This window comes from Granulicella sp. dw_53 (assembly GCF_018449545.1).
In the GTDB taxonomy this organism is placed as follows: Bacteria; Acidobacteriota; Terriglobia; order Terriglobales; family Acidobacteriaceae; genus Edaphobacter.
Window position 1 is genome coordinate 104,393 of the sequence record NZ_JAAVUR010000004.1, and the last position, 26,966, is coordinate 131,358.

Below are 26,966 nucleotides of genomic sequence, written 5' to 3' on the forward strand. Positions count from 1 at the left end.
CACTGGCCGTGACCCGGAGGAAAACGTCTGATAAAACGCTTTCGATCCGAGCCGAAACGGATACTATGCCTCTTTATGGATGATTGGCAATATCAATCTCGCATTTGTGACAGCAACAGTTCGGCACTTTCCGGAAATGCAGAATTCCCCAGCAAATTGACGATTTAGGCCCTTCCGCCCAAGCCAAAACAAGTCCGTCCGCTGCCATTTAAGCCGCCCGGCGCCCCACCGCCGAAGCGCATCTTCCAATTTATTCCCGTTTCGTATTCGAATCCGAGGCCACCACGGCAGACTTTTCCGCCTCTTTGCGCCACGACGGCGGACCATCGGAGGCCTCCCGTTTCGCCAGTGCATCCTCGGGGCTCGATATTCCAACCAGACGCAAAACCTTTCCAAGCGCACGAACGACAGGGTGCATGAGTTGTCTCCTTATCAGGTAGCCTAAGCTAAATTAACCAGATGAGCAGATTTCAGCCCTTCCCCCCCCGAGGCTCCGTCCTCGCGAGCGGTCTCTTCGCCTTTTCTCTGGCAGCCGGCGTTCTGATGTTCCAACCTGCCACCGCAGCGGCTCAGACACCCCCGGCTCCTGCCCCTGCGCCCAAGCCCGCGCCAGACGTCCTTATCTTCACCAACGGCGATCAGCTCACGGGCACTCTCGAACGCGGGGTCGGCGATTCCATCGTCTTTAAGAGCGATATGGCCGGCGAGATCACCGTTCCCCTGGATAAGGTGAAGGAGCTGCGCTCGAACTCCAACTTCGCCGTCCTGCGCAAGGACGTCCCCCTTACCCGCAAGGCTGTCGAGGCTGGAACCATTAAGCTCGACGACGGTAACATCACCGTCTCCAGCTCCAGCTCCAGCCGAACCATCGAGACCATCCCCGTCAAGCAGCTCGCCTTCATCATCGACTCCCCCACCTACACCAATGAGCTCGAAGGGCATAAGAAGCCCTGGCAGGGCTGGAACGGATCGATCACCGCTGGCGCTACCATCGTCCGCTCTACCCAGACCGGATCCAACTTCAATGCCAGCGTCACCGCCATCCGCGCCATCCCGACCGTTCCTTACCTTCCCAAGCGCAGCCGCAGCATCTTCAACCTCTCCGAGACCTATGGGAAGCTGACCCAGCCGGCGGTCCCCCAAAGCAACATCATCGCCTCCGTCACCAAGACCAACATCTTCCACACCGACTTCGAGCAGGACCAATACTTCAGCGCCCGCTTGTACGCACTAGGAACCACCTCTCTGGATCACAACTTCTCCCAGGGCCTCGACCTGCAGCAGGTCTACGGCGCAGGAATCGGCTGGACTCCCGTTCAGAACGCGAAGCAGCAGCTCGACCTTACCGTCAACATCCACTACGAAAAGCAGACCTTCGAGCTGGACGCCAGCAACCAGAACCTGATCGGCGCCACCATCGCCGAGAACTACATGCGCAACCTCCCGGGCAAACTGGTCTTCACCGAGTCGCTCAACGCCCTGCCCGCCTTCAATAACTCCAACGCCTACTCCGCCAACGCCACCGCCGGCCTGGCCCTGCCCGTCTACCATCGCCTCAGCGTCAGCTTCAACACCACCGACAACTTCCTCAACAACCCCTCACCCGGATTCAAGAAGAACAGCTACCAGTTTGTTACGGGCCTTACCTATACCCTCCACTAGAGCGTTGTTGGCGGCTTGGTTGCCGATTGTTAGTTGGTTGCGGATGCTGTCGTTGTTACTTGCCGTGGTACGTTTACGCCGTCATCCTTAACACCCTGAATTATGGAAGACCAAATAACAACGGTCGTGCCGAGAAATCGGCACGACCGTTGTTATTTAACCAGAACGCTACTTACCAGGCCCATTAAGAATCTCCGCAACCGGCATCGGCAGTTCCTTATCCGCATTCTTCAGCAACAAACTCACCTGCCACATCTGGGTATCCGAGAGCACCTTGCTGTACGACGGCATCCCCGTCAGGCGAATCCCGTTGGCGACCTTCCAGTAGGTCTCCCCGGTCTCGTCGTCGCTGACTCCTACCACCTCTCCGCGCGGATGCTTCTTCCACAACTGTGGCGCCGCCGGATACATGAACCTCGCATACGGCACATCGTGGCCCGGCGTCCCATGACAGCTCGCGCACTCCTTCCGGTACACCTTCGCTCCCCCCTCGAAGACGTCCTCACTGATTCCAAACGGAGCTTCTTTCTTCTCCCGGTCGATCCGTTCCTGCATTGGAACCTTCACAATCTGGGCCTCAAGCGGAAAAGCCTTGTCCGCGACCGCTACCGGCAGGGCTCCAAACCTCAGATCCAGGAAAACCACCGCGGCGACCGCCACAATACCCAGCACAAAGCCCAAAAGCACCTTGCCCAGGCCGCCGCCACTCTTTTTCGCCATCTCATGCACTCCTTGCAGGTTCGTGCGCCCCGCGAAGGGTCGCAAATGTTCTAATAAGACAGGACTGCAATCAAGTCTGGATGCAGTCCGCAAATTGCACAAGAGCAAACAAAGGCATCTGCAGGAGCAATCCCAGCATTTGCAGTACGATCAAAGCTTTTGCAGGAGTAAGAATAGATGTCTGGTTTCAGATCGAGCACCAAGCGGCAGAGCCTCCTCTCTCGCGTCGCGGCCCTCACCATCGCAGCTCTCGCCGTCGCAACGATGATGGTTGCAACTCCTTCCGCTCACGCCCAACTCCGCCGTAATCGCCGCGAGTCCAACGCCAACCGCAAGGCCCGCATCGCCCGCACCACCCAAGAGACCTACAACCACCGCTACGAGTTCTTCGGCGGCGGCGGCTATCTCCGCTTCCGCTCTGGGGACAACCTGCAGCGCAATAACGAGATCACCTGGGCCACCAGCGCCACCTATTTCCTGAATCCCAAGGTCGGTATCATCGCCGATGTGCGCGGCTCCTACGGCAACGCCAAGGTCGGCAACACCATCTTCAACATCCGTAACCCGCTCATCACCGAGTACACCTTCATGGGCGGCCCCACCTACCGCTTCTACGCCAAGCAGAAGATGGCAGCCAGCGTCCACGTCCTCGGCGGCTATTCGCTGGGCAACTTCGACGGCGGCACCAAGGGTATCCCTGCCACGCTCCTCGGCATGTGGCCCACCTCGAACAAGGCCGTCTTCTCCGCCGGCTTCAACCTGGACTACAACTTCTACCCCAACTTCGCCTTCCGCCTGACCCCCACCTACGTGGGAACCACCTTCGGCGGCGAAGTTCAAAACAACATCGGGGTCAACGCCGGAATCGTCTACCGCTTCGGCAAGATCAAGTAACGAACCTCGCTAAGCGTATGCGTTCGTTGCTTCGCCGCGGGGGGAGGTCAGGCGTACATCCCCCGCTGCTTAGTCGTATAAGCCACCCGGTCGATCGCCAGCATATAAGCCGCGATCCGGTTGTTCACCAGGTGCGACTTGGCGTACGCGACGACGTCGGAGAAGCTCTCCGTCATGATCGAGTCCAGCCGCTGGTTCACCTCGGCCTCGGTCCAGAAGTAGCCCATGCGGTCCTGCACCCACTCGAAGTAGCTGGTGGTCACGCCGCCTGCGTTGGCCAGAATGTCTGGAATGACGAAGATTCGCTTGTCGTCGAGGATGTCATCCGCCAAGGTCGTGGTCGGGCCGTTCGCTCCCTCGCACAGGATCTTGCATCGTAGCTGCGCGGCGTTGCGGCTGGTGATCACGTTCTCGGTCGCCGCCGGAATCAGGATCTCGCACTCAAAGGTCAGCAGCTCGTCCTTGTCGGCGGCCTCCGCTCCGGTGAAGCCGTTGATCGTGCCCGCGGCCTTCTTGTGGGCGATCAGAGCGACAATATCGATGCCGTTGCGGTTGTACAGCGCACCGTCATACTCGGCGATGCCGATGACGGTATAACCCTTCTCAGCCAGGATCTTGGCCGAGTTCGATCCGACGTTTCCGAAGCCTTGCACGATCACGCGGCAGCCCTGGATCGACATGCCCAGGTGCTGGATTGCCTGGTCGCATACGACCGAGACGCCGCGTCCGGTGGCCTCGCGCCGACCTCGCGAGCCGCCGATATTCACCGGCTTGCCCGTCACTACTGCGGTGCAGGTCTGCCGCGTGTGCATGGAGTAGGTGTCCATAATCCACGCCATCGTCTGCTCGTCGGTGCCCATATCCGGGGCGGGAACGTCCTTCTCCGGTCCGATGAACTCGATCAGCTCGGCCGTGTAGCGCCGCGTCATGCGCTCCAGCTCGCCCTGCGACATCTTCTTCGGGTCGCAGATCACGCCGCCTTTGGCTCCGCCAAACGGGATGTTGACGACCGCGCACTTCCAGGTCATCCAGCTCGCCAGCGCCCGAACCTCGTCGAGCGATACATCCGGCGAGTAGCGGATGCCGCCCTTCGCCGGTCCGCGCGCAATCGAGTGCTGCACCCGGTAGCCGGTGAAGACCTCTACGGAGCCGTTATCCATCCCCACCGGGATGTGCACGATGATCTCTCGCGTAGGGTAGCGAAGCACCTTCCAGATGCCTTGGTCGAGGTTGAGTTTCTTTGCCGCGTAATCGAATCGAGCAGCCTGAGCTTCCCAGGGATTCGTCTCCTGCTCAAGCGTAAGTGTCGTCATCAGGTCTTCCTTCTTCTCCGTTGCTGGTATCAGCGATTCTCTGGTCTTCATACGCATCCCCCACGAGAGGAGCATACGCCTCGCGGAAGGACCTCAAGAACCCTGCGGAGTATAGACTCACCCTCCCGTCCCCGGCAAACCTCCTCGCGAGGGGGCGGAAGTGCCTTCGGATTCGCCACAATTTATGATGGAAAGAACATGTCTCAAGCGCGCAATAACGTTCTTCCGTCCGTCGCCGACTTCCTCAAGCTCAGCCGCAAGCACTCACTGGTTCCGGTCTATCGAACCGTCACAGCAGACCTTGAGACGCCAGTCTCGGCCTTCCTCCGGATCGCCGCCGAAGAGCCCGAAGCCTTCCTCTTCGAATCCGTCGAAGGCGGAAAGTACGTTGGCCGCTACACCTTCATCGGCATCAAGCCCTACAAGAAGCTGGTCTCGCGCGGCAAGAACATCACCTCGCACGAAGGCCGCAAGCAGCGCTCCTTCACCGGAGACATCTTCGAGGAGCTCAAGAAGGCCCTCAGCGGACACACGCCCGCTCGCCTTCCCGGTCTGCCTCCCTTCACCGCAGGCGCAGTAGGTTTCTTCGCCTACGATGTCGTTCGCCAGATCGAGCGTCTGCCCTCGACCGCGGCCGATGAGCTTGGCGTCCCTGACTCCTGCCTGATGTTCTTCGATCAGGTCCTGGCCTTCGATCACGTCAAGAAGGAGATTCACCTGATTGCGACCGCCGATCTCGAGCGCGAGCCCCGCGAAGGCGCATACGAGCGGTCCATCCGCAGGCTGAACGCGATGGAGCGCCGTCTGGCGCAGGCCCTTCCCATCGTCCGGAAGAAGAAGCCTCAAGGCCCCCTCAAGCTGACGGCGCGAACCTCCAAGGCTACGTTCCTGAAGTCGGTGAACAAGGTCAAAGAGTACGTCGCGTCGGGAGACGTCTTCCAGTGCGTCCTCTCGCAGCGCTTCGACTGCGTCCCCAACGTCGACGCCTTCGATATCTATCGTGCGCTGCGCATCGTCAATCCTTCGCCGTACATGTACTTCCTGCGCTTCGGCCTGGAAGCGGCCTCGCCCGAGGCTGCGAGCAGCGTCGCTCACATCGTCGGCTCGTCGCCGGAGCTGCTCGTCCGAGTCCACGGAAAGACGGTCGAATACAGGCCGATCGCCGGAACCCGGCCCAGAAGCGCCGACGAGGTCGAAGATCTGGCCCTGGAAGCCGACCTTCGCGCCGATGCCAAAGAGGTCGCCGAACACGTCATGCTGGTCGATCTGGGCCGCAACGACGTTGGCAGAGTGAGCGAGTTCGGCACCGTCCGCGTGAAAGACCTCATGTTCGTCGAACGCTACAGCCACGTCATGCACCTGGTCAGCTCCCTTGAGGGCAGCCTGCGCGCCAACCTCGCGCCCATCGACGCCTTCAAGGCCTGCTTCCCTGCGGGAACTCTCAGCGGCGCGCCCAAGATCCGCGCCATGGAGATCATCGAAGAGCTTGAGCCTGCACGACGCGGCGTCTACGGCGGAAGCATCCTGTACGCGGACTTCAACGGCAATCTGGACTCCTGCATCGCCATCCGAACCCTCTTCATGAACGGCGAAAAGGGCTACATCCAGGCCGGAGCAGGCATCGTCGCCGACTCGGTTCCCGAAAAGGAGTTCGAGGAGTGCGGAAACAAGGCTCGCGCAGTGGTTCGGGCCATAGAACGGGCGAGGGGAATCTGACCCTCAGACCCGCGTAGAATGAAGGAAGCAGCTATGGTATTTGTTCTCGACAACTACGACTCGTTCACCTACAACCTGGTCCAGTACATGGGCGAGCTCGGCGCGGAGATGGTGATCCGCCGGAACGACGAGTTGACTCCGGCTGAGGTTGAGGCGCTTCATCCGGACCGCATCCTTATCTCGCCTGGACCTTGTACTCCTCAGGACGCAGGAATCAGCATCGCGCTCATCCAGCACTTTGCCAATCCAGACGTGTCTGCCAGAGTACCGATTCTCGGCGTCTGCCTCGGGCATCAGGCGATCGGCGCGGCCTTTGGCGGCAACGTCGTTCGTGCACAGAAGCTGATGCACGGCAAGACCAGCGAGGTAGACAACGACGGTAAGACCATCTTCGAAGGTCTTCCATCGACCATGACTTGCACGCGCTATCACTCGCTGATCGTCGCCGAAGAGGGGTTTCCGGAGGAGCTCGAGGTCTCCGCTCGAACTGCTGACGGCGAGACCATCATGGCGCTGCGGCATCGCACGCTTCCGATCGAGGGCGTTCAGTTTCATCCAGAGAGCGTGCTAACTTCCCATGGCAAGCAGATCATCGAAAACTTCCTAAAGATGTAGGAACGAAGGTAGAACGAAGATGGTTCGGATGCTTGTATTGCAACTCGTCCAGATCGGACTCTTCTCCGCGGTGGCGATGGGACAGCAGCAAGCGCTGGGGAACGTCGGCGTTCAGGATGCGACCGTTACCGGTGCTCTGCAGATCGAGAACGGACGAGCCATGCTAGTTGGCAACACCACCGTCACGGCGAAGGACCATACCGCCGAGATCGCCTTGGACCGCGGCGGCAAGGTTCTGGTCTGCGCCACCAGCGGACTGCATCTGAGCCCTGGCAAGAGCCTGCCCGGCGTTCAGCCGCTGATGCTGTCGCTCGACCGCGGTGCGATCGAGGTGCAGATGGCTGCGACCGCCAACGACGCCGTGCTGACTCCGGATCTGCGCTTCGTGATTCAGGGCGCAGGGCCGCTTGACCTGAGGCTCCGTGTAAGCAGAAGCGGCGACACCTGCGTCGAGAATCGGGGCAGCAACGCGCCGATCCTCCACATCTCCGACACCTTCGGCGACGCGAGCTACGATCTTCACAGCGGGCAACACGTCCTCTTCGAACACGCCAGCCTGAAGGAGGTCGTCGATCACGAGAGCTCTCCCTGCGGATGTCCTCCGCAACCTGTGGTCTCCGTCGCGGATGCGGGTGCCAGTTCCTCCACGCTGGCGCTTCCTGGAAGCGCGGCTGCGGCGCAGCAGGCCGCACAAGAGCATCCCTTTCCTGCGGCGGTCAGCCAAGGTCTAGCGCCCGGACCGCCAGTTCCAGCTGCTCCTCCGGGAGCGGTCCACACGCAGGTGGCAGCGACCTTGAGCTTCGACGCCGCGGCTCCAGCGGGCAACGGAGCAGGCGCTGGAACGACTCCTGACAGCACCTCCGTTCCGGCTGGAAGTAGCCCTGCGCCAGCGGCTCCCAATGTCGTGGCGATTCCGGCTGCGCCAGCCAATCCGCCGGCTGACGTCCGTGCCGAGGCTCCTCCGCCGCCAGCGGCGCCTTCCGGGACGGATCTGGTTCATCGCATCGGACACTTCTTCAAGCGGTTGTTTGGCCAGGGCTGAAGGGCTCGATCTGCGCCCGCTGCGCTACAATCGAAGGGTTGTAGTCCAGTCGGTCGAGCAGCGAGCGCCTTCTGTCGATGACAGCGCAGCTTAGCAACTAAAGTGAAGTACAGCACAGATCAGGGGTTCTCTTTCTATGTCGATTCCCGCAACGCAGATGCGCCCGGGCATGATTATCAAGCACAACAACGACCTTCACCTGGTCTTCTCGGTGGAGCATCGCACTCCGGGCAACCTTCGTGCCTTCATCCAGGCCAAGCTGCGGAATGTTCGCACTGGCGCGATGTTCATCGAGCGTTTCCGCTCGCCTGATCCGATCGACCGCGTCATCGTCGATGAGATCAAGATGGAGTTCCTCTACAACGACGGCGACGACTACTACTTCATGGACGAGGCCTTCGAGCAGACCATGCTGAAGCGTGAGACGTTGGGCGATGCGGTCGAGTTCCTGATTCCGAACCTGAGCATCAGCGTCAGCTACTACGACGGCAAAGCGGTTGGCATCGAGCTTCCTGGCGTCGTGGAGATGACGGTGATGGAGACGGAACCTGGCATCAAGTCGGCGACTGCGTCTTCGGTGACGAAGCCTGCCAAAATGGAGACTGGTCTGGTCGTTGCGGTTCCTCCGTTCATCAACGAGGGCGAGAAGATTCGCGTCGATACCGCTGAAGGCGCTTACATCAGCAGGGCGTAAGCGAGCCATGGTGCTGCATTTCCTCGTCAAAGGCCGAGTTCAGGGAGTTGGCTTTCGCTGGTTTGTGCAGCGGGAGGCGGCTGAGCTTGGTCTGCGCGGCTGGGTGCGGAACACCGATCGAGGACACGTTGAGATTGTGGCCGCTGGCGAAGCCGATCTGCTGGCTGAGCTGAAGGCCGCGCTGCGCAAAGGATCGCGTGGAAGCCGCGTCGATGCTGTACTGGAAGACGAATTGCTCGAGAGCGAAGGCGCGCAGCTTGGAGCATTTGAGATTGAAGGAGCCTGGTGACCCATGACGATTCCAATTAATTGTGAGCCTTTGAAAGAGCTCATTCGCACGGTACCTGACTTCCCCAAGCCGGGGATTCTGTTCTACGACATTACGACCCTGCTGAAGGACAAGAACGGCTTCGCTCAGTTGATCGATGCGTTCGCCGCGTACTACATCGGTAAGGACATCGACCTGGTGCTGGGCATCGAGGCGCGAGGCTTCATCTTCGGGCCTGCGCTGGCGTACCGGTTGAACGCGGGCTTCGTTCCGATTCGCAAGCCGAAGAAGCTGCCGGCTCCGACGGCCCGGGTGAACTACGACCTGGAGTACGGTACTGACTCGCTCGAGATTCACCTCGATGCGGTTCAGCCGGGACAGCGTGTGATCATCGTGGACGATCTGCTGGCCACGGGTGGAACCATGCAGGCGACGGTGCAGCTAGTGCGTCAGCTTGGTGGCGATATTGCCGGACTCGGCTTCGCGGTCGAGCTGGACTTCCTGAAGGGCCGGGCGAAGTTCCCGGAGTATGACGTCTTCAGTCTGCTGCATTACGACGAATAAGAGCACGACTCAAAACACAACCTGTTAAACAACGCATCCCCGAGCTGAAGCTCGGGGATGCGTTGTTTTGGTCGACCTCTTAGGGTCGCGTCAGGTTCTCGGGAGCCTGATGGGACTCGGGGTAGATGGTCGCCTTGTCGTTGACGCTGGGTTCCGCGGTGCCGAAGTAGGCGGCGGAGCCTGGGTCTCCGGGGAGCTGGCCGAGGAACCTCTCGGGCTTCATGTCGTCGGAGATGACGGGCAGGCTGGGGAGCTTGTCCGTGCTGCCTGCCTCGCGGACGACGGCGTCGGCGTGCTCCAGGACCTCGTCGACGGTCATGGTGTACATCTCGCGGCCGTTGTCGTAGCCGGACTCGATGGCGGTCTTCAGGTAGCGGCCAGCGGTCTGGGCGGCGAGGTAGTCGGTGATGACGAAGCCGGTGCGGCGCTTCTGCTCGACCCAGGCCGTATTGGGCATGGCGATCCAGACGGGACGGCCGTTGACGGCGAAGCGAATGTCGGTGGCGTCGGCGTGGCGGGTCGCGATGGCGACGACGGTGCCCTTCCAGGTGCAGTGAAGGGGCTCGGCTGTCCAGCGGTCGGTTACTGTGAAGTCTTCATACATGGCTGTCCTTAGAGTAGAGCAGGGTGGTGGGTTGGGCAAGGACCCTTGGATCACGGCCAAGGCGTAACGGTGACTCGAGGGATAACTGCTGATAAAAGCGGGATAACGGCTTAACACCGATTTTCACCGATTGCACCGATCTTTGTTTTGGGTCTGCTTGTTCTGTTCTCTTGCCTGTGCTCATTTCTCTTACCTTTCTTTCTTCTTTACCTTTACCTTTCCTGCCTTCTTTCGCTTCTTTGTTTTCCTTGCTAGTGCTTTCTTTTTATGGGCTTCGCTGTGCTTTTTTGATTTGTTAGTTGGTTGGGTTTTCTTCTTCTTCCTCTTCTAGGATTTCTTTGATTGCTGGGTCTGCCAGGTCCAGGCCTTCTGGGGAGGGGGTTGAGGTTTGGACTATGGTGGGGGCGTAGGGTTGGGTGTTGAGGCGGGCGGAGTTCATGCTGGCTAGCTGGAGGCCGTAGAGGATGGCTGTGCCTCGTTTGGTCTCGAGTTGGCCGGTGGCCAGGGCGTTGACGACGACGGAGAGGGCTATCTGGACAGATTCGCGGTCTTCGAGGGCGGTGAGCTCTACGTGCTGGCCGGGGACGAGGTAGCTGCGAGTGGCCTGGGTGTGGCGGAAGCCGCTGTGGCGCTGGTGGAGGCTCTGGTGGAAGTAGCAGTAGATTCCCGTGCGGAGGGATGGAGCCTGGCAGCGGGTTCCGTTGGTCTTGATGTGACGGCAGAGTGCGTATTGCATGTTATGTGCTCCGTTTTCCGGGGGGTGTCCCCCCCCCTTGCCTGCGTGTAAGCGCAATGGTTGCTTGCAGCTAGCGGAGGCTTGCTCCGCTAAATCGGTGCAACCATTGGGGTTGCGTCCAAATTCGTGTCAGCTTTGGACTTAGCTGGTTAAATGCGAAAGCCCCGGCGTGTTTGCCGAGGCTTTCTTAATGTCTAGTTCTATTTTATGGAATGGACCGAAACTAAAGTGCCACTTGTAAGTTGATGTGGTTGAGTGGGTTAGGTGGTTTTGGGGCTTGACATGCGATTTTGCTGGGGTTTTGCGGGATTTTTAATTTGGGCGTGGCTGGTGGATGGATGACAAACAAAAACGGTCCGAAGCGGGAGGACAAACAAAGAATGACAGACAGATCAAATTGGTGTGATCGGTGAAGATCGGCGTTAAGTTTTTGTCTTGCTCCTATCAGCCTTTATCCCTTGGACCACCGTTACGCCTTTGATGCCGGGGTGTGGGAGAATGTGTGTGTCTCCGGGTTTCGCTTCGACGATGAATCTGCCCAACTCCATTACGATGAGCCGCATTGCCAGCGTGCCTCTGCTGATTTGGTTTCTGAGCCCTCATTCTCCCTTCAAGGGGAATAACGGGGAGCAGGAGCTGGCGGCTTCGGCGCTGTTTATTGTGGCGAGCATTACGGATGGGCTGGATGGCTATCTGGCGAGGAAGCGGCAACAGATTACAACCATCGGGATGCTGCTGGATCCGCTGGCCGACAAGCTGATGGTGACGGCGGCGTACATCATCCTGGTGGCGTATAACCCGCGGATCGTTCCGGCGTGGATTGCGGTGCTGATTATCGGGCGGGAGTTCCTGGTGAGTGGATTGCGGTCGATTGCGGCGTCTGAGGGCTTCACCATCGATGCGAGCGAGATTGGGAAGCTGAAGACGGTGATCCAGATTGTGAGCGTGGTGGCGGCGATTCTGGCGCATCGCTGGGACTACTGGCTGTGGTTCGGTGGGCACTTTGTGGTGGCGGTCCATCTGATCGCGGTGACGGCGATCTATTGGATGACGGCGGTGTCGATTATCTCGGCGGTGGATTACTTTGTGGGGTTCTGGAAGAAGATCGACCATGCCAGCGAGCGGGCGAGGACGAGGCGGACGAGTGTGCTGAGCCGGAAGGCAAAGGCTGCACCGCCTGCAGAGCATCCTTCGCGGATTTTGTAGTCTAGCCTGGGGCCCTGCCCCAGGCTAGTATAGAGCGGGCCTTTGGCCCTTGGTTTATCGCATCCCCTTATCCTTGGCGTCCTCCAGATGCTGATATCGAGCGGACCTTCGACCCTACATCCATGCGCTCTTTGTCCCGTCAGGAAATTTGCTTTGGAGCCGAGCAGAGCGTCTCGCAAAAGTCGATTGAAAAATTGAGCCGGAGAGAGCACGGATTTACTGGTTTGTCTGCGGAAACTGCTGTATGCTCCATCAAAAATGGAATCACGAGCCTACCGCGACGATCTGTTGAAGTCCATGATCTCGCACGCGACCGAGTCGTATAAAGAGATGGTTCGGGTGATGGCGGTGATCGAGGATAAGGCGCAAAAGGTTGCAGCTTTGTCGGGTGTGTTTCTGGCGGCGGGCTTCGGTTTTATCAAGCAGGAGAATCTTCGAGCGGACTCGCCACTGGGCGGATTTTGGACGCTTCTGCTGCTGGCGTGCGCGATCTTTATTTTGACCGTTGCGGTTGGGCTGTGTCTGTGGGTGTTATGGGTACGCGAGCAGGTGGCTCCGATGGAGGTCTTTCGGAGGATGGAGTCCAGTATCCTGAAGCGTCCCGTGACGTCGATGACGGACGAGCTGCAGGAGGGTTCCAGAGTTTCGTCCGACCGTCTGTGGGACAAGATGTTGGACCGCCAGCAGAAGATGAATCAAAAGAAGGCTTCGATTCTGCGGTGGGCACAGACACTTTTAACTGTGGCGATGGGGCTGGTTGCGACCGCTCTGCTGTTGGTGCTGGTGGAGAACCTTTGTGTACGGGTGATTGCGAGTGTCGTGGGTTTGTTTGCGAGGTGAAGTATGCAATGTCTTGAATGCGAGCGAGAAGCAGTCGATGGCGGTTTGTATTGCTCGATCCACCCGGATATGAAGGGAACGAGCTATCTCCACTCGGACTTTGTGGAGCGGCCGGACAGTGTCAGGGACGACTCGGAGCCTGGAGGTTGGGATGAGGACAAGGGCTCACAGGTCGAGTGAGCCCTTGTCTTTCCTGGTTATTGGCCGAGGATTGGAACTCCCGCGATGGCCTGGCTGGCGGCGATGCGGTGGGACCATTCGGCAGGGCCGGTGGTGTGGACGCTGGTGCCTTTGGAGTCGACAGCTACGGTGACGGGCATGTCCTTGACGTCGAACTCGTAGATAGCCTCCATGCCCAGGTCTTCGAAGGCGAGGACGCGGCTACTCTTGATGGCCTTGGAGACGAGGTAGGCGGCTCCGCCGACGGCCATGAGGTAGACGGCCTGGTTGTCGCGGATGGCGTCGATGGCAGCGGGGCCGCGCTCGGCCTTGCCGACCATGCCGAGGAGGCCGGTCTGTTCGAGCATCTGGCGGGTGAACTTGTCCATGCGGGTGGCGGTGGTGGGTCCGGCGGGGCCGACGGCTTCGTCGCGTACGGCGTCGACGGGGCCGACGTAGTAGATGAAGCGGCCGGTGAAGTCGACGGGAAGTTTTTCGCCGCGGGAGAGCATATCGGTCATGCGCTTGTGGGCGGCGTCGCGTCCGGTGAGGAGTTTGCCGGAGAGGAGCACGACTTCGCCGGGCTTCCAGGTGAGGACGTCGGCGCGGGTGACGGTGTTGAGGTCGACGCGTCGCGCGGAGCTGACGTCGTAGGTGAGCTGGGGCCAGGAGTCGAGCGAGGGTGGGTCGAGCATGACGGGGCCGCCGCCGTCGAGGTGGAAGTGGGCGTGGCGGGTGGCGGCGCAGTTGGGGATCATGGCGACGGGAAGGTTGGCGGCGTGGGTGGGGTAGTCGAGGATCTTGATGTCGAGGACGGTGGTGAGGCCGCCGAGTCCCTGGGCTCCAATGCCGAGGTTGTTGACCTTGTCGTAGAGCTCGATGCGGAGGGCTTCGAGGTTGTTCTGGGGTCCGCGCTGCTTGAGCTCCTGCATGTCGATGGGGTCCATGAGGGACTGCTTGGCGAGGAGCATGGCCTTCTCGGCGGTGCCGCCGATGCCGATGCCGAGCATGCCGGGGGGGCACCAGCCGGCGCCCATGGTGGGGACGGTCTTGAGAACCCAGTCGACGATGGAGTCGGAAGGGTTGAGCATGACGAACTTGGATTTGGCCTCGGAGCCACCACCCTTGGCTGCGACGATGACGTCTACCTCGCCGCCGCTGACGAGGGAGACCTCGACGACGCAGGGGGTGTTGTCGACGGTGTTTTTGCGGGAGAAGGCGGGGTCGGCGAGGATGGAGCCGCGGAGCTTGTTGTCGGGGTCGAGGTAGGCCTGACGGACGCCGGCGTCGCAGATCTGCTGGAGGGTGAGGGTGGCGGGGCCGCCGTTGGGGCCTTGCCAGACGACCTCCATGCCGACTTTGAGGAAGATGGTGACGATGCCGGTGTCCTGGCAGATGGGGCGGTGACCCTCGGCGCACATGCGCGAGTTGATGAGGATCTGGGCCATGGCGTCCTTGGCGGCGGGGGATTCTTCCAGCTCGTAGGCGCGGGCGAGGTTGGTGATGTAGTCGAGCGGGTGGTAGTAGCTGATGTACTGGAGCGCGTCGGCTATGGATTGGATTAGGTCGGTTTGTTTGATGATTGCCATGATGCTTACTCCAGATCTTTTTGAGGGACTCGAAATACTCCCTTGATGACATCAGGATTACAGATTGCTATCTGGATGTGCGTTTTTTCTCGAAAACCAGAGTTCGGGTAGATGGGAGCGCCTTCGATGAAGACTCCACGCACGGTATCGAATGCTGGTTGGATGCTTCGCGAGCGGATGTCGTGAAGGTGTCCCAGGACTGCGCAATCGAGTCGGCGTGAGAGCAGGTCTTCACCGCCGGAGTTTCGCGGAAGCGGACGGTTTGACATCTGTAGATGATAGGCAAAGTCTTCGTGGGCTGCTTTGACCGCGGCCAGGCCATTGGAAGAGAGCAGGTCGAGGCAAAAGCCGAGATCGATTGCCGCCCCAACGACGAAGGGTTCCGAGAGGCCTTCCGGGTATTTTCTTTGGTGGGAGAGAGCGGCCCACTCCATTGCGCGGCGCGGATTGGATTCCCAGAAGTAGATTCCAGGACCGAGCCAGTCGTAGTCGTTCTCACTGGGGACGAAGGGTTCTCCAGCGAGAAGCTTTTCGCCTGTCTGGCGCTGGCAGCCGTGGTATCCGAGGACAAAGGAGGAGGAGAGTCGATGCACGATTGTCTAGAGATCAGCGATAGAGCTCGGCGACTTCTCCGTTTTGATCGAGGTAGCCCTCTTCGATGAGAACGGCGCGAGCGCCTTCGGGGGTTGAGGCGCGTTCTTCACGAAGACGCTTCATGTTTGCGATGAATTCAGCAAGGTCTTCGTCGCTCATCCGAAATCTCCCTTTTCTTCTGCACCTCTTGAATCGTGGGTATCCACCGAGGTCAAGAACCGAATCCTATGATACCAAGAGAGGGTCTTATTATGCCTGCTACAAGAGTAGAGAAGGATTCGCTGGGAGAGGTCGAAGTTCCAGGAGAAGCGCTGTATGGGGCGCAGACGACGCGGGCTGTGGCGAACTTTCCTATTAGCGGGTTGCGGGCTAGTGGGTTTTTGATTCGTGCGTTGGGGATGGTGAAGCGGGCGGCGGCGGAGGCGAATCGGGAGCTGGGATTGATTACGCCGGAGCAAGGTGGGGCGATTGTGGCGGCGGCGCAGGAGGTGATCGAGGGAAGGCTGGATGGGGAGTTTGTGGTGGATGTGTTTCAGGCGGGAGCGGGGGTGAGCCTGCATATGAACGCCAATGAGGTGATTGCGAATCGGGCGAATCAGATGCTGGGTGTGGGGTTGGGGACGTATGCGAAGGTGCATCCGAACGACCATGTGAACTATGGGCAGTCGACGAACGATGTGTTTCCGACGGCGATGCGGGTGAGTGCGCTGCTGGCGTTGAATGAGCTTTATCCGGTGCTGATCGGGCTGGCGGGTGGGTTCGATCAGAAGGCGGAGGAGTTTGCCGATGTGTTGAAGGCGGGGCGCACGCATATGCAGGATGCGGTGCCGATCACGCTGGGGCAGGAGTTTGCGGCGTATGCGGTGGCGATGCGGAAGGCGCTGGCTTCGCTGGCGAGGGCGGCGGAGGGGCTGCGGGATTTGGGGTTGGGCGGGTCGGCGGTGGGGACGGGGTTGAATACGCATCGCGCTTACAGGGTGAAGGCGGTGGCGAATCTGGCGCGGATCGCGGGGGTGGAGCTGCGTCCGGCGGAGGATCTGCGGTGGGCGATGCAGTCGTGCGCTTGCATGGCGGAGGTGTCGGGGACGTTGCGCGGGCTGGCGCTGGAGCTGGTGCGGATCTCGAACGATCTGAGGCTGCTGTCGTCGGGGCCGAATACGGGGTTCAATGAGATTCATCTGCCGAGCCTGCAGCCGGGGTCGAGCATCATGCCGGGGAAGGTGAATCCGGTGCTGGCGGAGTTGACAGCGATGGTGGCGTTCCAGGTGATTGGGAACGATGCGGCGGTGGCGATGGCGGTGCAGGCGGGGCAGTTGGAGTTGAATGTGATGATGCCGGCGATGGCGCACAATACGCTGCAGTCGATCACGATTCTGACGAATACGCTACGGGAACTGGATCGGCGTTGCGTGCGGGGGATTACGGTGAATCGGGAGCGGTGCGATTTCTATGCGGGCAGCACGATTGCGCTGGCTACGGCGTTGAATCCGTATATCGGGTACCAGAAGGCGGCGGGGCTGGTGAAGGAGTCGGTGGCGTCGGGGCGGAGCATCGTGGAGCTGGCACGGGAGCAGGGGTTGATGAGCGAAGAGCAGATTCGCGAGGTGCTCGATCCGAAGAGGATGACGGAGCCGCATGCGTAGCTATGGTTGCTACGTGTGGGCTGGGTCCGTCTGGATGTAGCCCGGGGCTATGGGCGCTAAATATCTGCAAGGATTGGGTGGGTCCAAGTTCTTGTCGGGTATGCATTAACTCATGCCGTGTGTCTTCCTGATTAGTTATGTTTTATGGGTGGTGGTGGGGGATTTGTATGTATGCGTAATTTTCGGCAGGTGCGACTAAGTCTTTCGTCCTATCTTTTATTAGCTCTTGTGAGTGGTCTGTTCTCCTTCTTCTAAGACCTAGGAATAGTACGGAGGGAGACGTGTTTCTCAATATTAGTTAGTTAAAAGACTAAGGTGAAGGAGATCAACGCCATTGAAAGCCGAATTGTATTTAGTTGATAGGCTATCCACTCGAGTGGCTACCTATGAAGACCTGGATGTCCTGGTAACGTTCGTCAATCATGGGTTTGCCGAAGATAACTATCCTTTTAGAGATAGCGACTTCACTCATCGTGAGGAGATAGCGAGGCTTCTCGAGACTGGCTGCTTTCTTTTGACTGAAGTAGAAGGAAAGACGGAGATAGCCGCAGCAATTTATGTCGAACTTCGCGATAAGCACCGCGGTTATTTAGCGATGCTGACGATAAATCCCAATGTGCACCCCAGCGTGGGCAAGAAGATGATCCGTGCGGGGGAAGCGTTCTGCTGCGAGCATGGTTGCCGCATCGTGGAGGGCGTGGTTCTGGCCTCCAAGACTGAGCTGACTGTTGCGTATCTGCGTTGTGGTTTTCAAATTGTCAGAGAGGTGGCGTATCGAAGGTCTGAGATTCTTGTGCAGCCCTCGTCCATCTTTCTTTTAGAGAAGTCTTTGGTTTGATCTGATCTTGGGATAACTCGGTTGGGAAGACGTAGTGGACGCAGGTTGATTTCCTGTTATGAAAATCACTTCCCCGATTTTTAACTCTAGCCTCTGGGTTTCTTCTTACTCCTACCAATTTCTTTTTTTGTATATCCATTCGCTGAGAGTGCGGTAAGTCTGCGCGCCGTTGATAGAGTGAGGCTACGATTACGTTCGCCGTTATGTCTGGATGAATATCTCCAGTTATGCATTGGGCAATATCTGCTTGCTATGCGACTTACCCCGGAGAACTAAATCTCCGGGGTAAGTTTCGTGCGATCGGTGGGATCTTCGGCCCTGCATTATGCAGCGTTTCTATACCATCAGAGAATTTGCTCTAGAAGCAGGCGTAGCCGACCAGGAATGCGGTGGCCGGATTGAGAGGGATCTGTCCACTGGCCAGTACAAAGCCTGTTGCGGTGGGCTGCGGGATGAAGAGGCTTTTGAGTGCTGCTGCTGTCGATGTATTGAGTGCTGAGGCGATACAGACGTTTGGCGGTTGAGCCAGGGGGGTTGCAAAGGTGATCGTCGCTACCGTGGCACCGGCGGCTGGGGAAGAACCTGTCTTGAAGACGATCGTTCCGGAGACGTTGGTACTGCCGGGAGCGAGGGTTACGTTCTCCGGTTGTATGCCTGCAGCGGGTCCCGCGGAGATGAGGGGGCTAGGGGAGTTGCCGACGAACTGCGATCCGGTGAAGGTGCCGGCGGTGACGCCAGCGGAGGCGTCGGAGATTACTCCATTTCCGACACAGAGTGTCGCAGCGCCGAAGACGCAGGGAGACAAGCCGACGTAGTTCGCGGCGGTGGTGGGTCCGGTGGACCAGCCCAGGACGTACGAGCCACCGAGCCTCATGTTGTTCGAGAAGATCGCTACCGCAGGAGTGCTGGCGAAGCGCATCAGGATGCTGTTGTCGCTGCTCCAACCGAAGTTGAAGGTCGATTGGTTGATCTCGGTCGTCCCGTTCCAGGTGAGTACCGCGCCGGGGGCGATGATGTTTGTCATGGTACTGCCCAGACCGTTCATGAAGCCGTTCGCTACGAATTGAGCGGCGGCCCCGAGGTTGAGCAAGGTCGATCCGCTGCAGGGCCCGGAGGTGTTGACGCACTCTCCGCGCAGGAAGACGACATCGTCGCCGGAGTTACCTCCGACTTTGCCGGTTCCAGTTACAGACATAGCCGTGCCGGTGGGGTCCGAGGTCTCCATGATGGCATCGATGAAGCTGTGATACAGAAAGGTTCCGGTCTCTACGGAGATGCCGATTTGATTGGTTCTGACCTGTGCACGGAAGCCGCGAATGGATGCGTATCCGAAGCTCTGGGTGAGCACGCCTCCGGCGGTGTTGGTGAAGCGCATCCCGATGGAGTTGTTGTTCGAGGCGATATCGTTGAGAGCCATGCCCTCGGTGAAGGAGACGGTGTTATCGAACCAGTAGCCTGCCGATGTGGGCGTTCCGTTGAAGTTGTTCACGGCGACATTGGAGATGTGGATCTGAGAGATATCGCCGGCGTGGATGGCGCTGGTGGCTGTCGGCGATACGTTATAGAACGAACAGTTCTGTACGGAGGGACCTTGATTCGGCTGGGTCTGGGCGAGCCCTGTGATCTGTGCGCTGGGCAGGATGCGAACGGCGTCGCCAGCTCCCATAAATGTGAGGATGGTGCCGGGCTCGCAACGCAAATTAACAAACGGAGAGGCGATGAGAATCGTTGTGGTCTGCGCGTAGTTGCCTACGGGAATATTTACTGTTCCTTGCGCCCATGTTTGTCCATTCTGAGTTACGGTTGGGAGCAGAGCGATCTCGTCGTTGACCTCAGCTCCGATGTCTCTGAACTGTGCACCGGCGTACATGCTATTTGGCAGAGCGCCCGAGGGGCTTCCTGAGATGCGTGCCTGAGCCTCGCCAACAAGTATTAAAGATAGGGAAAAAAGAATGAATTTTTTCATCGCAATCACTTTCTGCCCGAATTCGTATGAGGAATCAAGGCTGTGCGTAAATGGAATGGGTTATGAGGCAAGAAGGAATGACAAAGAGAAATGTTAAAAGGATTTTGCGAACGTCGAGCACTCACCAAATCCTCGTGCCGGTTCATCTCAATGAAGTGAATCTCGTCATCCGGCCCATCAAATAAAACTCACAGTTGCGGCAGCCGAACTATTCGGTGGTCGCTTCCTGTGGCCTTGTGATCTGGACTTGATTATCTGTAGCGCGTTCGTTCTCTTGGCGTACAAGACAGGATGACGATGCTTATTACACTTTCCTTGTTGCAGGGTATGTTTCAAATGGCAGCAAGACAAGAGGAGGTTCGGCCCGGTAAGCCTATCTCCCCATCCGCTTCGGGATGGCAGCGTTTGCTGGTGGCCTTTGCGGCTGGACTTGAGGTGGAGATTTGAGTTGAGTGGCAGGCCAGGTCGCCGGCAAGATTATTTCGTATAGTGTGCAGTTTCGGTATACGATATCTCTGAATGATTAAGAGCTTTCGGCATAAGGGCGTTGAGCGGTATTTCCGAACCGGGTCGAAGGCGGGGATACAACCGAAACAAGCCGTAAAGCTCACATTGCAGCTTACTTTGCTGAATATCGTAAAGAAAGCGGAAGAGATGAACATTCCGGGCTGGCAATGGCACCCTTTGCGCGGCGAGCTGGAGGGTCATTGGGCGGTAAGCGTGAATGGAAATTGGAGATTGACCTTTACATTCGATGGTGAGGACGCGATTCTGGTCGACTATCAGGATTATCACTAAGGAGAAGACCATGCAGATGCACAATCCGGCGCATCCGGGAAAACTGCTGGCGGAGTTTATGGGAGAGCGAAGTGTGACCGAGGTCGCCAAGCATCTTGGCGTGACGCGGGCTGCGCTTTCCCGTGTGCTGAACAGCAAGGCGGGGGTCTCGGCGGAGATGGCTTTGAAGCTGTCCGAAGCTTTTGGGCTGGATGCAGAGGTGTGGTTACGGATGCAGGTGCAACGGGACTTGTGGGTGGCTTCGCGGAAGAAGCGGGTGAAGGTGCGGCGATTGGTGCTGGAGACAGCGACGTAATTTTCGGGAGAGATTATTGAGGGTGTCGAGGAGAGCGGTCGTGCTTTCGCACGATACCCCATCCTATTTGCGATGAAGCTGCAAAAAGGATGGGGCACCCGTTTTTGTGGCTTGGCTAGATGCCTAGTTCGGTGCGGATGGCGTTGGCGATGGTGTCGGCGTGGAGGCGCATGAGGGGCTCGGATTCGGCTTCGATCATGACGCGGGCGAGGGCTTCGGTGCCGGAGTAGCGGATGACGACGCGGCCGGAGTCGGCGAGGGCCTGCTCGGCGGCGAGGATGGCGGCGGCTACGGCGGGGATGGATTCGAGGGGCTTTTTTTCGCGGACCTTGACGTTGACGATGACCTGGGGGAAGACCTTGAGGTCGGCGAGGAGCTCGGCCAAGGATTTTCCGGAGCGGTGGATGATGTCGAGGACGAGGAGAGCGGTGAGGAGACCATCGCCGGTGGTGCTGCGTCCGGAGAAGATGATGTGGCCGGACTGTTCACCGCCGAGGGCCGCGCCGGTGGCGAGCATCTGCTCGAGGACGTACTTGTCGCCGACGGGGGCGCGGAGCATGGCGATGCCGGAGCGTTTGAGGGCGGCTTCGAGGCCCATGTTGGACATGGTGGTGGCGACGATGGTGGGGTTCTGCAGGAGACCGCGGGTCTGGAGGTCGCGTGCGGCGAGGAGAAGGACGGCGTCGCCGTTGACTACGTTGCCGTGCTCGTCGGCGAAGAGGGCGCGGTCGGCGTCGCCGTCGAAGGTGATGCCGATGGAGGCCTTTTGTGCGACGACTTCGGCGGCGACGATGGCGGGGTAGAGGGCTCCGCAGTCCTGGTTGATGTTGCGGCCGTTGGGACTGGCGTGGGTGATGATGACTTCGCCGCCTAGTCCGGCGAAGAGCTGGGGAGCGACGGGGGAGGCGGCTCCGTTGGCGCAGTCGATGACGATGCGGCGATTGTCGAGAGAGAGGCCGGGGACGGCGGCGAGGAGGAACTGGACGTACTCGGCGCGGTCGGCGTCGTTGACAGGAGGCGGGGTGGAGAGCTCGGGGATGGCTTTGGAGGTGGCCAGCTGGTGGAAGATCTCGTCTTCGATGGCGAGCTCGGTGGCGTCGGGGAGTTTGAAGCCGTCGGGGCCGAAGAGCTTGATGCCGTTGTCCTGCCAGGGATTGTGGGAGGCGGAGATGACGACTCCGGCGGCGAAGCCGTGGGCGCGGGCGAGGAAGGCTACGGCGGGGGTGGTGATGACGCCGGCGGATTCGACGGCGGCTCCTACTCCGGCGGAGATGATGCCGGCGGTGAGGGTCGCGGCGATCCAGGCGCTGGACTCGCGGGTGTCCATGCCGAGGAGGATTCTGGGGCTAGGGGTGATGCGGGCGAGGGAGTGGGCCAAGGCGAGGCCGATGGCGTGTACGGTGGGGGTGTCGAGCGGGTGCTGGCCGGCGACGGAGCGGATGCCGTCGGTTCCAAAGAGCTTCTTCATGAAGGGGTGGGTCTCCGTCGTTCTGATCGGGCTTTGCGTCTGAGTTTGTTCGTCGCCTTTTATTATCAGGCGTGGCGGGTTCGAGAGCGCAATTTTTGTCTTGTCGAGGGAGTTCAACCGGCGATGCCCGGCTGGAGAGGGAGCGTTTACCTAGGTGTGTGGGGGCTCGTTGTTTTATTCCCTGTCGCGCGGAATAAAACGAGGAGCCGTGAACTTAATACGAGTATCGCTCTGATGTCTTGGGTTGAGCTTTACACGGATCTTTCGGGAGAGATATGGCAATCTTTTATATTCCATTCGACCAGAATCAGGCCGAACAAGATTTTGGGGGCACTGGTCAGAGGCTGGTCACAAATACGGGAAGGCGACCGAAGTGGTGGAAGTTTAATATTGGATTGCTCAAGAGCTTCGAAGAACGAAACATTCGGGTTCTGTACCGAGATTCTGCTGAAAATTTGTCCAATGCCGGATTTGGAACCAATATTTACATTACGGGTCATGGAGAGCCTGGGTCGACACGTATTACGGGAAATGACGTCACAGACATCCCCTTTCTGGATCCTATCGATTTAGCGCTCCTGCTTCAGCGGAGTGGTTTATCCAGAATGTTCGCCGGATCGATACGAATTGTCAGTTGTGGCTCTGGATTTGGCGAGCAAAGTTTCGCCCAACAATTCAGTTCCGCGATGGGGACCCTCGGTTATCGCTTGTGCAATATTTACGGATATACGCAGGACATTGCCATCGCCGAGGATCTCGAACACATTCGCGATCAGGATCTTTTTGCTAACGCCACGAAGTACAGCAAGCTGGCTGGCGATGCCCGGACCGAGACGTATACAGGAACGGCTCGAACAGCCCGGCGCAGGTTCGATCAGAACAAGAATCCATTCAACCGTTAGGGGAACAGCATGTCTCCTAGGGCGAGACGAAGGTCTTGTGCAGGTGAGGTTCTGCGGGTTCTAGGGGTCGATCTTTTCCACTTCCGCGGTGAGGGAGCCGGAGCCTAGCCGGACGCGGATGGTTTGGTGGGGGGCGGTTTCTGTGGCGGAGCGCAGGAGTGTGCCCTCGGCGGAGTAGGCGAGGGCGTAGCCGCGTTGGAGGACAGCCAGGGGGGAGAGGGCTTCGAGGCGGGCGGAGGCTCGGGCGAGGCGGTGGCGCTGGGGGGCTCCGGCCTGGGCGGCTAGCTGGAGGAGGCGCTGGCGAGCGGTCTGGAGGCGGTGGCGAGCGTTTGCGAGGCGGAGGGCTACGTCCTGGCGGAGGAGGCGGGCGGTGAGGGATTCGAGACGCTGGGTTCGGTTGCGGAGGCGGCGGGCGATGGCGTCTTCGAGGCGGCGGTGGAGCTCGTCGAGGTGCTGATCGCGGCGGCTGACGGAGTCGCGGAGGCGGAGGAGGACGGAGTCGGCGGAGAGGCGGGCGAGACGCTGACGGGCGTGCAGGAGATGAAAGCGGATGGCGCGGTGGCTGCGGCGCTCGAGGTCGAGGACGCGCTCCTCGATGCGGTGCTGGGCGGAGGTGACGAGCTCGGCGGCGGCGGAGGGAGTGGGTGCGCGGAGGTCGGAGACGAAGTCGGCGATGGTGAAGTCGGTCTCGTGGCCGATGGCGGAGACGATGGGGAGTTGCGAGGAGGCGATGACGCGGGCGAGGAGCTCGTCGTTGAAGCCGGCGAGGTCTTCGATGGAACCGCCGCCGCGGGCGAGGATGATGAGGTCGACTTTGCCGGGGTGCTGGTTGAACCAGCGGATTCCGGCGGCGACGGTGGAGGGGCAGTTGGGCCCTTGCATGGCGGCGGGGTAGATGAGGAGGTTGAGGCGGGCGTGGCGGCGGCGGGTGACGTTGACGATGTCGCGGACGACGGCTCCGGTGGGCGAGGTGACGATGCCGACGCAGTGGGGAAAGGGCGGGAGTGGGCGCTTGCGGGCGGCGTCGAAGAGGCCTTCGGCGAGGAGGCGGGCTTTGAGCTGCTCGAAGGCTAGCTGCAGGGCTCCGGCGCCGCGAGGCTCCATGGTTTCGGCGATGAGCTGGAGCTGGCCGCGAGTCTCGTAGATGGAGATGCGGCCACGGACGAGGACGGCGAGGCCGTCGGCGGGCCGAAAGCGGAGGAGCTGGGCCTGGCGGCGGAAGAGGACGACGGGAAGCTGGGCTTCGCCGTCTTTGAGGGTGAAGTAGATGTGGCCGGAGGGGGCGGGGCGGCAGTTGGAGATCTCGCCCTCGACCCAGAGGTCGGTGTAGCCGGATTCGATGTGCTGGCGGACGTCGCTGACGAGGGCGCGGACGGACCAGATGCGGCGCTCGAGGGGGAGCTTGGCGGCTGGCTTTGCGGGGGTGGGTGTTTCCGGGATGTTTTTTTCAGGAGGGGTGGATGGGGAGCTGAAGAGGAGGCCTAGCTGGGGGGTTTCGGAGGTTTTGCGGGGGGCGGCCGACTCGGTGAAGCGGGACTTTGCAGAGCGGGCCTTCGAGGGGCGTGCGCGCAGGCTGGCGAGCGTGAGCGGGTTCTCTTCCCTGTCGGACATACCGCCTGAGTCTAGCATTTGCGGGGTGGTGATGCAGGAGGGAGGGCCGTGAAGGGTCCGGTGCGGCTGTGGTCGACAGCCTCGCGGGAGGGTATCGTTGCTGAAGGTCAGACGAACTGAGAATCAATCGTGCGGATCGACTTCATCGAGCGGCGATGCCTGGGACAATACGGAGTACAAGAGAACGTCCGAGAAGAGTCCAGCGCTTCCATCGCTGAAGTAAATAATGACCCCGTGATCCATCCGATCTGCAGAGACTATCTGAGGGTGGGTGGCGGTTTCCATGGCTGAATTGTCGTCGAATTGCGCGATTATGTCTGTCCGGAAAACCACGTTAGCGGAGACGGGTTCCACTTCGGGAAGCCCAGTTGGAGAGACTAGGCGATAGCCCCCAGTAGGCTATTGGCTTCGCGGAGGAGGTCGGTGGGCTGGCAGGGTTTGGTGAGGATACTGACGGGCAGGGAGAGACGGTTTGCCTCTTCGCGAACTATCTTAAGATTGGAGTAGAAGCCGGTGAGTACGATGATGCGACAACTTGGCAATTCCCTGGTGATCTCGCGGACCAGGGCGAGGCCATCCTTGCCGGGCATGGTAATGTCGCAGAGCAGAAGATCGGGCCTAAATGTGCGAACGTCAACCATCGCGGTATTGACGGTATATGCGGCATGCGCCTCGAAACCACTTTTCTGGAAGACCAGAGCCAAAGTGTCGGCTACTAAACGCTCGTCATCTACGATCAGAACACGTTGCATGGGGGCCTCTATCTCTACTTGGTGAAACCATCCAAAGGATCAGCAGACAGGTGCTCCAAGAGAAGCAACGGGTAAATGCAGAACCTTAATCTAGTCTTTAAACATCCAACTGTCGAATAAAATTCCCGACAGTTACGTTGGCTATCTAACATAGCGCCAAGGGCTTGCGAGCTTAAACCCCCAACTCACGGTTTCGGCTTTGTTCTAGGTGAGACGCATCAGAAAAAAGAAAGGGAGCCATGCACCTCGTCGCGTTGATTGCAGGATTAATCTGCTGCCTGGGCGTAGCGCTGGATGCGTTCCAGACGATTATTCTTCCACGACGACCCACCGGACGGCTACGGATTACGACACTTTTTTTTGCCCTCACCTGGGGGCCTTGGTCCATATTGGTTCCGCGGATTCGCAATAAAAAAGTACGTGAGCAGGCGTACAGCATTTATGGGCCGTCGTCGTTGCTGCTTCTGCTGGGATTGTGGGCGCTGTTGCTGGTGACGGGATTTGCGTTTTTCTACTTTGCGCTGGGATCGCCTTTCCAAGATGCGATGCAGGCGAAGGGGTCGGGATTGCTGGGGCGGTTCGGCACCGATTTGTATGTGAGTGGCACGACGCTGTTTACGCTGGGTCTGGGAGATGTGGTGCCGCGGGCGGTGGCGGCGCGGGTGCTGCTGATCTCGGAGTCTGGGGTGGGGTTAGGGTTTGTGGCGCTGGTGATCGGCTATGTGCCGGTGTTGTACCAGGCGTTTTCGCGGCGGGAGGTGAGTGTGGCGCTGCTGGATGCGCGGGCGGGCTCGCCGCCGACGGCCACGGAGCTGCTGCGGAGGCACGGGTTCGAGGGTGGGCAGGAGGCGCTGAGTCTGCTGCTGGCGGAGTGGGAGCGGTGGTCGGCGGAGATTCTGGAGTCCCACATCTCGTATCCGATTCTTTGCTACTACCGGTCGCAGCATGACAACCAGAGCTGGCTGTCGGCGCTGGTTTCGATCCTGGATACCTGTGCCCTGCTGATCTCGATCATGGATGGAACTCCGGCGAGGCAGGCGCAGTTGACGTTTGCGATGGCGCGACATGCGCTGATCGATCTGGGGCATGTGTTCCATTTGGAGGAGAAGTCGAAGGCGTGCCTGTATGAGGGGACACGGCTGGACCGGCTGCCGCCGAAGGAGTTTGCGCGGGTGTGCGATGCGCTGGGGGATATCAGCATACGGATGTGCGGCGATCCGGCTTCAGCGCAGCGGCTGCATACGATTCGTACGCTTTATGAGCCGCATGCAATTGCGCTGTCAGAGTATCTGCGGATGCCGCTGCCAACCTGGCTGCCGGAGAAAGAGGCGAAGGATCAGTGGAGGACGATCACTCGGCTGCGGGGCGAGGCTGAAGATGTGCTGGGTGGGGCTGTGCATGTGAGCGCTTTGGCGGTGTCGAGTGATCTGGAGGATGAGGGGCATTGAGGTTGGGTTGGGTAAGGACAGGCAACGGC

General features: G+C 59.6%; 29 protein-coding genes. 17 read left to right on the plus strand and 12 right to left on the minus strand.

All coding sequences use genetic code 11. From position 1 onward, the window contains the following. Positions 1-250: 250 nt before the first annotated feature. Positions 251-418: a hypothetical protein gene (locus tag HB393_RS07880; RefSeq protein ID WP_213804622.1), complete on the minus strand. Its 168-nt coding sequence runs from the start codon at positions 416-418 to the stop codon at positions 251-253. A 41-nt stretch (positions 419-459) separates the two neighbouring features. On the opposite strand from HB393_RS07880, the gene HB393_RS07885 reads away from it, so the two are divergent. After that, a complete protein-coding gene (locus tag HB393_RS07885; protein ID WP_255550911.1) occupies positions 460-1,662 on the plus strand; it encodes a DUF481 domain-containing protein in 1,203 nt (400 codons plus the stop codon). Positions 1,663-1,830: 168 nt separating this feature from the next. Here HB393_RS07885 and HB393_RS07890 read toward each other — a convergent pair whose 3' ends face one another. Beyond that, positions 1,831-2,382, minus strand: a complete 552-nt coding sequence (locus HB393_RS07890) for a cytochrome c (RefSeq protein WP_213804623.1) — start codon at positions 2,380-2,382, stop codon at positions 1,831-1,833. Positions 2,383-2,559: 177 nt separating this feature from the next. Here HB393_RS07890 and HB393_RS07895 point away from each other — a divergent pair, with 177 nt between their 5' ends. After that, positions 2,560-3,276: a hypothetical protein gene (locus tag HB393_RS07895; RefSeq protein ID WP_213804624.1), complete on the plus strand. Its 717-nt coding sequence runs from the start codon at positions 2,560-2,562 to the stop codon at positions 3,274-3,276. Positions 3,277-3,323: 47 nt separating this feature from the next. Here the strand turns inward: HB393_RS07895 and HB393_RS07900 are convergent, their stop codons facing one another. After that, positions 3,324-4,589, minus strand: coding sequence for a Glu/Leu/Phe/Val dehydrogenase (locus HB393_RS07900; protein ID WP_213804843.1), 1,266 nt, complete (start codon positions 4,587-4,589; stop codon positions 3,324-3,326). A gap of 198 nt (positions 4,590-4,787) precedes the next feature. On the opposite strand from HB393_RS07900, the gene trpE reads away from it, so the two are divergent. The 6 genes from trpE (at position 4,788) to HB393_RS07930 (ending at position 9,488) form a co-directional block, all read left to right on the plus strand. Further along, positions 4,788-6,305, plus strand: coding sequence for an anthranilate synthase component I (gene trpE / locus HB393_RS07905; protein ID WP_213804625.1), 1,518 nt, complete (start codon positions 4,788-4,790; stop codon positions 6,303-6,305). A gap of 33 nt (positions 6,306-6,338) precedes the next feature. Continuing rightward, a complete protein-coding gene (locus tag HB393_RS07910; RefSeq protein WP_213804626.1) occupies positions 6,339-6,920 on the plus strand; it encodes an aminodeoxychorismate/anthranilate synthase component II in 582 nt (193 codons plus the stop codon). Positions 6,921-6,948: 28 nt separating this feature from the next. Then, complete coding sequence (locus HB393_RS07915) at positions 6,949-7,962, plus strand: nuclease (RefSeq protein WP_213804627.1); 1,014 nt, start codon at positions 6,949-6,951, stop codon at positions 7,960-7,962. 136 nt (positions 7,963-8,098) lie between these two features. After that, positions 8,099-8,656 carry an elongation factor P gene (gene efp, locus HB393_RS07920; protein ID WP_213804628.1) on the plus strand — a complete coding sequence of 186 codons (558 nt, stop codon included), beginning with the start codon at positions 8,099-8,101 and terminating at the stop codon, positions 8,654-8,656. A gap of 7 nt (positions 8,657-8,663) precedes the next feature. Next, positions 8,664-8,945, plus strand: a complete 282-nt coding sequence (locus HB393_RS07925; protein WP_213804629.1) for an acylphosphatase — start codon at positions 8,664-8,666, stop codon at positions 8,943-8,945. Positions 8,946-8,948: 3 nt separating this feature from the next. Next, positions 8,949-9,488 carry an adenine phosphoribosyltransferase gene (locus tag HB393_RS07930; protein WP_213804630.1) on the plus strand — a complete coding sequence of 180 codons (540 nt, stop codon included), beginning with the start codon at positions 8,949-8,951 and terminating at the stop codon, positions 9,486-9,488. Positions 9,489-9,567: 79 nt separating this feature from the next. Here the strand turns inward: HB393_RS07930 and HB393_RS07935 are convergent, their stop codons facing one another. Both HB393_RS07935 and HB393_RS07940 read right to left on the minus strand, forming a co-directional pair. Continuing rightward, positions 9,568-10,092, minus strand: coding sequence for a hypothetical protein (locus HB393_RS07935; RefSeq protein WP_213804631.1), 525 nt, complete (start codon positions 10,090-10,092; stop codon positions 9,568-9,570). Positions 10,093-10,387: 295 nt separating this feature from the next. Continuing rightward, positions 10,388-10,828 (minus strand): hypothetical protein, encoded by a 441-nt coding sequence (locus HB393_RS07940; protein WP_213804632.1) that lies wholly within the window; start codon positions 10,826-10,828, stop codon positions 10,388-10,390. Positions 10,829-11,356: 528 nt separating this feature from the next. Between HB393_RS07940 and pgsA the strand changes: the two genes are divergently transcribed. The 3 genes from pgsA (at position 11,357) to HB393_RS07955 (ending at position 13,054) form a co-directional block, all read left to right on the plus strand. Then, positions 11,357-12,034 (plus strand): CDP-diacylglycerol--glycerol-3-phosphate 3-phosphatidyltransferase, encoded by a 678-nt coding sequence (pgsA, locus tag HB393_RS07945; protein WP_213804844.1) that lies wholly within the window; start codon positions 11,357-11,359, stop codon positions 12,032-12,034. A gap of 258 nt (positions 12,035-12,292) precedes the next feature. After that, positions 12,293-12,874 (plus strand): hypothetical protein, encoded by a 582-nt coding sequence (locus tag HB393_RS07950; protein ID WP_213804633.1) that lies wholly within the window; start codon positions 12,293-12,295, stop codon positions 12,872-12,874. Between the two features lie 3 nt (positions 12,875-12,877). Beyond that, positions 12,878-13,054: a hypothetical protein gene (locus tag HB393_RS07955; RefSeq protein WP_213804634.1), complete on the plus strand. Its 177-nt coding sequence runs from the start codon at positions 12,878-12,880 to the stop codon at positions 13,052-13,054. 17 nt (positions 13,055-13,071) lie between these two features. On the opposite strand, the gene HB393_RS07960 is transcribed toward HB393_RS07955, so the two are convergent. Genes HB393_RS07960 through HB393_RS07970 form a run of 3 tightly spaced genes read right to left on the minus strand, consistent with a single transcriptional unit; the run spans position 13,072 to position 15,375 of the window. Beyond that, complete coding sequence (locus HB393_RS07960) at positions 13,072-14,625, minus strand: fumarate hydratase (RefSeq protein WP_345945111.1); 1,554 nt, start codon at positions 14,623-14,625, stop codon at positions 13,072-13,074. Positions 14,626-14,627: 2 nt separating this feature from the next. Continuing rightward, positions 14,628-15,215, minus strand: coding sequence for a hypothetical protein (locus HB393_RS07965; protein ID WP_213804636.1), 588 nt, complete (start codon positions 15,213-15,215; stop codon positions 14,628-14,630). A 13-nt stretch (positions 15,216-15,228) separates the two neighbouring features. After that, entirely contained in the window at positions 15,229-15,375 is a 147-nt protein-coding gene (locus HB393_RS07970) for a hypothetical protein (protein ID WP_213804637.1), read from the minus strand. Between the two features lie 92 nt (positions 15,376-15,467). Here HB393_RS07970 and HB393_RS07975 point away from each other — a divergent pair, with 92 nt between their 5' ends. Next, positions 15,468-16,859, plus strand: a complete 1,392-nt coding sequence (locus HB393_RS07975) for an aspartate ammonia-lyase (protein WP_213804638.1) — start codon at positions 15,468-15,470, stop codon at positions 16,857-16,859. A 334-nt stretch (positions 16,860-17,193) separates the two neighbouring features. Next, complete coding sequence (locus HB393_RS07980; RefSeq protein ID WP_213804639.1) at positions 17,194-17,697, plus strand: hypothetical protein; 504 nt, start codon at positions 17,194-17,196, stop codon at positions 17,695-17,697. Between the two features lie 358 nt (positions 17,698-18,055). On the opposite strand, the gene HB393_RS07985 is transcribed toward HB393_RS07980, so the two are convergent. Next, positions 18,056-19,663, minus strand: coding sequence for a hypothetical protein (locus HB393_RS07985; RefSeq protein WP_213804640.1), 1,608 nt, complete (start codon positions 19,661-19,663; stop codon positions 18,056-18,058). 519 nt (positions 19,664-20,182) lie between these two features. On the opposite strand from HB393_RS07985, the gene HB393_RS07990 reads away from it, so the two are divergent. Both HB393_RS07990 and HB393_RS07995 read left to right on the plus strand, forming a co-directional pair. Further along, positions 20,183-20,461: a type II toxin-antitoxin system RelE/ParE family toxin gene (locus HB393_RS07990; RefSeq protein ID WP_213804641.1), complete on the plus strand. Its 279-nt coding sequence runs from the start codon at positions 20,183-20,185 to the stop codon at positions 20,459-20,461. Positions 20,462-20,471: 10 nt separating this feature from the next. Then, on the plus strand, positions 20,472-20,756 hold the full coding sequence (locus HB393_RS07995) for a HigA family addiction module antitoxin (protein ID WP_213804642.1): 285 nt from the start codon (positions 20,472-20,474) through the stop codon (positions 20,754-20,756). A 115-nt stretch (positions 20,757-20,871) separates the two neighbouring features. Here HB393_RS07995 and glmM read toward each other — a convergent pair whose 3' ends face one another. Then, the gene (gene glmM / locus HB393_RS08000; protein WP_213804643.1) at positions 20,872-22,224 is read right to left on the minus strand and encodes a phosphoglucosamine mutase; all 1,353 of its coding nucleotides are present in this window, start codon (positions 22,222-22,224) and stop codon (positions 20,872-20,874) included. A gap of 275 nt (positions 22,225-22,499) precedes the next feature. On the opposite strand from glmM, the gene HB393_RS08005 reads away from it, so the two are divergent. Further along, a complete protein-coding gene (locus tag HB393_RS08005) occupies positions 22,500-23,126 on the plus strand; it encodes a hypothetical protein (protein WP_213804644.1) in 627 nt (208 codons plus the stop codon). A 60-nt stretch (positions 23,127-23,186) separates the two neighbouring features. Here the strand turns inward: HB393_RS08005 and xseA are convergent, their stop codons facing one another. Both xseA and HB393_RS08015 read right to left on the minus strand, forming a co-directional pair. Then, positions 23,187-24,737 carry an exodeoxyribonuclease VII large subunit gene (gene xseA, locus HB393_RS08010; RefSeq protein ID WP_213804645.1) on the minus strand — a complete coding sequence of 517 codons (1,551 nt, stop codon included), beginning with the start codon at positions 24,735-24,737 and terminating at the stop codon, positions 23,187-23,189. A gap of 377 nt (positions 24,738-25,114) precedes the next feature. Further along, the gene (locus HB393_RS08015) at positions 25,115-25,489 is read right to left on the minus strand and encodes a response regulator (protein WP_213804646.1); all 375 of its coding nucleotides are present in this window, start codon (positions 25,487-25,489) and stop codon (positions 25,115-25,117) included. A 239-nt stretch (positions 25,490-25,728) separates the two neighbouring features. Here HB393_RS08015 and HB393_RS08020 point away from each other — a divergent pair, with 239 nt between their 5' ends. Continuing rightward, positions 25,729-26,937: a potassium channel family protein gene (locus HB393_RS08020; RefSeq protein ID WP_213804647.1), complete on the plus strand. Its 1,209-nt coding sequence runs from the start codon at positions 25,729-25,731 to the stop codon at positions 26,935-26,937. Positions 26,938-26,966 lie beyond the last annotated feature (29 nt).